General features: G+C 47.7%; 9 protein-coding genes. 5 read left to right on the forward strand and 4 right to left on the reverse strand.

Annotated elements, in window-relative coordinates; all coding sequences use genetic code 11:
- The 3 genes from ACE1CM_RS09540 to ACE1CM_RS09550 form a co-directional block, all read right to left on the reverse strand.
- A partial coding sequence (locus tag ACE1CM_RS09540; protein ID WP_374877177.1) for a HEAT repeat domain-containing protein occupies positions 1-501 on the reverse strand: 501 nt, incomplete at its 3' end.
- 718 nt (positions 502-1,219) lie between these two features.
- Complete coding sequence (locus ACE1CM_RS09545) at positions 1,220-1,468, reverse strand: ribbon-helix-helix protein, CopG family (RefSeq protein ID WP_374877178.1); 249 nt, start codon at positions 1,466-1,468, stop codon at positions 1,220-1,222.
- 24 nt (positions 1,469-1,492) lie between these two features.
- Positions 1,493-1,720 (reverse strand): ribbon-helix-helix protein, CopG family, encoded by a 228-nt coding sequence (locus ACE1CM_RS09550; RefSeq protein ID WP_374877179.1) that lies wholly within the window; start codon positions 1,718-1,720, stop codon positions 1,493-1,495.
- A gap of 191 nt (positions 1,721-1,911) precedes the next feature.
- Here ACE1CM_RS09550 and ACE1CM_RS09555 point away from each other — a divergent pair, with 191 nt between their 5' ends.
- From ACE1CM_RS09555 to ACE1CM_RS09575, 5 genes are all read left to right on the forward strand, one after another.
- Positions 1,912-2,151 (forward strand): hypothetical protein, encoded by a 240-nt coding sequence (locus ACE1CM_RS09555; RefSeq protein WP_374877180.1) that lies wholly within the window; start codon positions 1,912-1,914, stop codon positions 2,149-2,151.
- A complete protein-coding gene (locus tag ACE1CM_RS09560) occupies positions 2,105-2,455 on the forward strand; it encodes a hypothetical protein (protein ID WP_374877181.1) in 351 nt (116 codons plus the stop codon). Before ACE1CM_RS09555 ends, ACE1CM_RS09560 begins: the two co-directional genes overlap by 47 nt.
- A complete protein-coding gene (locus ACE1CM_RS09565) occupies positions 2,452-2,778 on the forward strand; it encodes a helix-turn-helix domain-containing protein (RefSeq protein ID WP_374877182.1) in 327 nt (108 codons plus the stop codon). The genes ACE1CM_RS09560 and ACE1CM_RS09565 overlap by 4 nt, the downstream gene beginning before the upstream one ends.
- Before the next feature lie 121 nt (positions 2,779-2,899).
- Positions 2,900-3,247 carry a hypothetical protein gene (locus ACE1CM_RS09570; protein WP_374877183.1) on the forward strand — a complete coding sequence of 116 codons (348 nt, stop codon included), beginning with the start codon at positions 2,900-2,902 and terminating at the stop codon, positions 3,245-3,247.
- Complete coding sequence (locus ACE1CM_RS09575) at positions 3,244-3,630, forward strand: type II toxin-antitoxin system VapC family toxin (RefSeq protein WP_374877184.1); 387 nt, start codon at positions 3,244-3,246, stop codon at positions 3,628-3,630. The genes ACE1CM_RS09570 and ACE1CM_RS09575 overlap by 4 nt, the downstream gene beginning before the upstream one ends.
- 170 nt (positions 3,631-3,800) lie before the next feature.
- Here ACE1CM_RS09575 and cutA read toward each other — a convergent pair whose 3' ends face one another.
- Positions 3,801-4,136, reverse strand: a complete 336-nt coding sequence (cutA, locus tag ACE1CM_RS09580) for a divalent-cation tolerance protein CutA (RefSeq protein ID WP_374877185.1) — start codon at positions 4,134-4,136, stop codon at positions 3,801-3,803.
- Positions 4,137-4,348: the final 212 nt, after the last annotated feature.

Here is a 4,348-nt window from a genome sequence, read left to right on the forward strand (position 1 = left end):
ATCTTTGAGGAAGTCGAGGATGTCTTTAACATAGGGTTTAGCCGCCTCTCCCAGGTTGCCCAATGCTTGTGCCGCACTGCGACGAACATTTACGTCCGCGTTTTCATCTTTGAGGAAGTCGAGGATGTCTTTAACATAGGGTTTAGCCGCCTCTCCCAGGTTGCCCAATGCTTGTGCCGCACTGCGACGAACATTTACGTCCGCGTTTTCATCTTTGAGGAAGTCGGCAGCTTTCTGAGCAATATCCTCCGGTTTCTTCAGCACCGATTTCAAGTCTTGCGACTCGTATTTAAGTAATTGCTCGAAAGCATATCTCTTCACTATGTCATAGCCGTCGTCAAGGGCAGCCAAAATACCATCTATCTGCCAAGGTTGGGGCTTTGGTTTGGGTGCTTCTTTGGCATTCACCCAAGAGAGGGTGAGGAGGAGGGTGAGGAAAAGGGTAAAAGGGAAAAGAAAAAAGCGAGAAAGCTTGCGGGTTTTGCCGGAGTTTTTAGGCATGGCTGCGGGTAGAATGCGACTTGGGTCAATAGGTCTGTATTCTGATGCCAAGTAGAGGTACGGCAGGAGCAATATGGTTAGATTAGCTGAAATATTGAGCTTGCCGTAGCCGTACTATATCTATCCGGGAATTAAAGGTTACTGGAAATGATACAAAGGTTTGGTGGGATTTTCCAGGCGGTAGGGGCACGGCACGATTAATGTTGTTTGATTACCCGAAATATATTGGTTGCCGTGACCCTACAGGTTTTGGTGTGTGAGGCGTCAGTCTCATCCGATCCCCCCCAGCCCCCCTTGATAAGGGGGGAGTAAGAGGAGGAGACACATTTTGCGCCGGAGGATTAATATCGCGGCTATACAAACACAGCAGCGGACGATTAAAATCGCGCCTACACAAACAAAGCCTGCCGACCCAGGCTAACAATCTCTTGATTTTTGAGTCCGCGAAGGCGGACTTCGTTTGTGTAGCCGCACCCTTCAGGGTGACGGCGGCTTTCCATCCCATCCCTGATTCCCTACCCTCATTGCCTCTCATGGCAAATCTTCCACCCAGCACAAATGAGCTGCCAAAGAGTCACTTTGAAGTGCATTAAAAAAACGCTCATCAGCCGTAACCATCTGGCATCCTTCATTCGTTCCCACCTATCTTCTCAAGTAAACCTTCCCACGCCTCAATCTGTTGCTGTAATTGTTGAATGCGATCGCCCTGCAACGCAACTTAGTCTTCAGCGCTTTCTCTATTCAATTTCTTTTCTATTGCCTCCAATCGCTGGTCATGGTGGCGTAGCACATTACGGATTGTCTCGATATCGGCATTGATTCCGACTACTGTATTCTTACCCAAATATTGTGCTAACGCCTCAAGTATTACCTGAGTTTTAGTTTTACCAGTCTGTTTGCACAGTGCGTTGATCTCCTCCAGCCATTCTGGGGGGATTCTCACCCCTATGGTAGGGCTTTCTGCCATTGCTTCTGTAAACCTTGTAGTCTTTTATCCCAACTCAGAACTGTCCTCATTAGTTAGATCGCGATCGCTCATTGATACTATCCCTCTAGCTGCTTGCTCTAGAAACTCAGAACGGGAAAGCTGCAAAGCCTTTGCTCGAGCATCTATTTTTTGAGCTGCTGTAGGCGTCAACATAATAGAGAATCGCTCCTTAACTTCTCCCCAAGCCATCCTGTCTGCTTGATTTTGCTTTTTCTGTCCACGCTTACTCATCCCTTCGACCTTATCTATGCATAGCTTCAAGTCTTCTTTTATTTTACGACTTGTCCTGACACTTAATCTGCTAAGATAACCCTATGTATACATAATGTATGCAATCGCTCAAACAAAAGAGCCGTGCGTCCTTGGCTACCAACCCGATCCGCGCGGCTCTAGCTCCAATTAATCATGGAGATGCTTCAATCATGCCAAAAAATAGACCGACGAGTTATCTAGAGGGCTATCAGCAAGCCTTAGAGGATTTTGCGATCGCCAATTTACTCACGCAACTGCAAACCTACTCCAACGCCGACTTCGATGCAGCGTGGATGAATCTAACCCAAACGGAACTCGAAAGCTTAGCCGCCATGCTGATCCGAGACTTAACGGCTAACCTTGATGGTAAACTCATCGCAGGGCTACCTAAACGCCATCCGTCACGCTAGCACCGATATCTCCCCCAACTTAGCTCACCCAGCCTTCCGTCCCCCATCGGTTTCCTTACCAGAAACATTCCCTTTTGTCAATACCCCGCGCTTTCTGTACGGTGACAAACTGCGCTGGATTCCTGACGGGGATAAAACAGACTGGGGGATTGCAATCGGCAGATACTACAGCTTTGCACCTCACCGCTGCGCTTGGACTTGGTGCTACCTGATCTGGCTCGATCCACTCTCTCCCAGTTACGCTTGGACAGTCGCCGATACCGCTTGGGAAGACGACCTGGAACCGATGGAGGAAGCCGCATGACTCCTCGTCCTCTCACCGCGCGACAGCAAACCCTAATTGACCTCTACGGGTACTGCTCTTTAGGAATGACCCCGCAGCAGTTTTACGCGAAATGGCAGGTGACTCACGAAGATATCGCCTTCATTTGCTCTCGTTCCACATCCACCGTCCGACGGTGGTTTAAACGAGGTGGAAACTATCGGCGTCCCAAGTCAACAGATTTGCGCCATCTCGCTTTAATGGACTTTCTGCTGGAACAGTACCAGAACATTCCGCCTGAACTGTTGAACATGCTTTGCCGGTGCGATTCCCCTGCGGGGATGCAAAGCGATCGCCATCGGTAAAAATCAGAAACCTTGCCGAATGTCAATATCGTTTTAATCTTTTTTCGCCAGCCATCCTCATGCGTAGGGTGGCTGTAGTTGTTTTGTCAATGGATAATTGAGGTGAAGAAAGGGTAATAATATGGCTCAAGTTATTATCGAAGATTTAGATCCGGGCGTGCTGGAGAAACTCGAAGCTCGCGCCAAAGAAAACGGGCGAGCGCTGCAAGCCGAATTAAAGCATATCCTGGAAACAGCAGCATCAGCACCGCGCCGCATACCCGATAAATGGGAAGTTATCAAAAAAAAGGCAGAGTTGATGCGGAAACAGATAGCAGATCGGACTAAATCTGCTATTAGCGAACCTTCGCTGACAGAAAAACAGTTGGATGCAGCCGCTGTAATAGAAGCTTTTAGATCGCTTAGGAAAAAAATATCTCCTTGTGCAATGACTATAGGAGAAATGAGAGAAGAGGGGCGTAGATTTTGACAAGCTTTGTACTGGACTGTTCTGTAGCAATTAGCTGGTGTTTGCCTGATGAAACTAATGATGACGCCGAAGCAATTTTGCATTTGCTAGCAGAGAATGCTGAAGCTGTCGTTCCTAGTATCTGGTGGCTAGAAATTGTTAACGTTCTCATAGTAGCAGAACGCAGACAGCGGATAACAGAAACCCAAACGGCTGAAGAGTTAGCAATGCTGCAATCTTTACCAATTAGTCTGGATACAGACACGACTCAAAGATCGACAACGGCGACTTTGGCGCTAGGGCGTCAGTACAATCTAGCAGCTGATGATGCTGGGTATCTAGAATTGGCGATTAGAGAAGGATTGCTACTAGCAACTATCGCTCTGAGACGTGCCTTAAGTTGATATTGCCGTTAGACCAGCGCACTGCCTGAGTTATACCAATTTTCCTTGATAATGCTACAGATCAAGATGTAGGAATTGTAGGGGCGGGTAATACCTGCCAACCTTTGGTAATTTCAAACAATTTAAGTAAACCCGCTCAGCCCCAAGTGTTTTGCTAATAGCAGCAATTCCTAACCTTGCACCTGCTCTGAAATCCACCCTAAATAAGGCGCAGAACCAGTAACTATTGGCAAGGCGATAATTTCGGGGACTTCGTAAGAGTGCAACTCGCGAATTTTGGCTTCTAATGTTTCAAAGAAAGCCAAATCTGTTTTAATCAAAAGCTGCCACTCTTCCTCGTTATGTACCTGTGCTTGCCAAGTATAAATCGATCGAATGGGCATGATGCTGACGCAGGCGGCGAGTTTAGATGCAACTAAATTTTTGGCGATCGCTTCCGCCTCATCGCGCGAAGCCGCTGTTACCATCACAATACCGTAGCTTGCAGCGTCTAAATTCTGCTCCATAATCCGCCACCGAATTTTTTCCCAGGGACGATTGTATCAATTTCACGCAGCTACCGATTGCCCTGTAGTTGAGTGAACTACCCACCACCAACCTTTCAGGTATGGTGGGGGCTTCTTCCTTCACTGGGAATCGCCTCCACGACCGTGGATTTTTTACGTCCCGGTCGTTTTGGTCTTACATACCCAAAAGAAGCAGTAGCACTGGTTCCCAA

The sequence above is a fragment of the Microseira sp. BLCC-F43 genome (genome assembly GCF_041929235.1).
Taxonomy (GTDB): domain Bacteria; phylum Cyanobacteriota; class Cyanobacteriia; order Cyanobacteriales; family Aerosakkonemataceae; genus Microseira.

Coding starts and splice junctions, on each gene's coding strand:
- ACE1CM_RS09545 (WP_374877178.1), bottom strand. CDS start 1,468: ATGGCAGAAAGCCCTACCATAGGGGTGAGAATCCCCCCAGAATGGCTG.
- ACE1CM_RS09550 (WP_374877179.1), bottom strand. CDS start 1,720: ATGAGTAAGCGTGGACAGAAAAAGCAAAATCAAGCAGACAGGATGGCT.
- ACE1CM_RS09555 (WP_374877180.1), top strand. CDS start 1,912: ATGCCAAAAAATAGACCGACGAGTTATCTAGAGGGCTATCAGCAAGCC.
- ACE1CM_RS09560 (WP_374877181.1), top strand. CDS start 2,105: ATGGTAAACTCATCGCAGGGCTACCTAAACGCCATCCGTCACGCTAGC.
- ACE1CM_RS09565 (WP_374877182.1), top strand. CDS start 2,452: ATGACTCCTCGTCCTCTCACCGCGCGACAGCAAACCCTAATTGACCTC.
- ACE1CM_RS09570 (WP_374877183.1), top strand. CDS start 2,900: ATGGCTCAAGTTATTATCGAAGATTTAGATCCGGGCGTGCTGGAGAAA.
- cutA (WP_374877185.1), bottom strand. CDS start 4,136: ATGGAGCAGAATTTAGACGCTGCAAGCTACGGTATTGTGATGGTAACA.